Source organism: Psychrobacter sp. 1Y4 (assembly GCF_051847555.1).
In genome coordinates, this window is sequence record NZ_JBPYDE010001181.1 from 1 (window position 1) to 512 (window position 512).

1 pseudogene is annotated in these 512 nt (G+C 42.8%); it reads left to right on the plus strand.

Annotated elements, in window-relative coordinates:
- Nucleotides 1-512, plus strand: a pseudogene (locus ACS8FC_RS21035) (hypothetical protein); the annotation flags it as partial.

A 512-nucleotide genomic window follows, 5' to 3' on the forward strand; every position in this document is an offset into this window, starting at 1 on the left:
CTAGTAGTAATGAAATGATTCGTATCTCAGGTGGTCTGATTGAGCATATGATTAACTTATCTGGTGAGTCAGCGATTAACCGTGCCCGTATTGATATGGGTATTAGTAGCTTGACTAACAGTATTGAAGAGATGGGTACTACGGTACAGCGACTGGCAGATCAGTTACGCCGTATGGAGATTGAGCTTGAAGCTCAGATTTTGTCACAGATAGATGATGAGCTCATTGATAATGAGGATTTCGATCCACTAGAAATGGATCAGTATTCTTCACTGAATCAGTTATCAAAATCATTGACAGAATCTGCCTCGGATTTGGTTGATATTAACCATACTTTATTAGAAAAGACTCGTGATAGTGAAAGCCTGCTGCTACAGCTATCGCGGACACAGACTGAGTTGCAAGATGGGCTGATGAACTCGCGTATGGTGCCATTCACGCGTCTGACACCGCGTCTTGAGCGTATTGTTCGTCAGACGGCTAATGAGTTGAATAAATCCGTTGAGTTGACC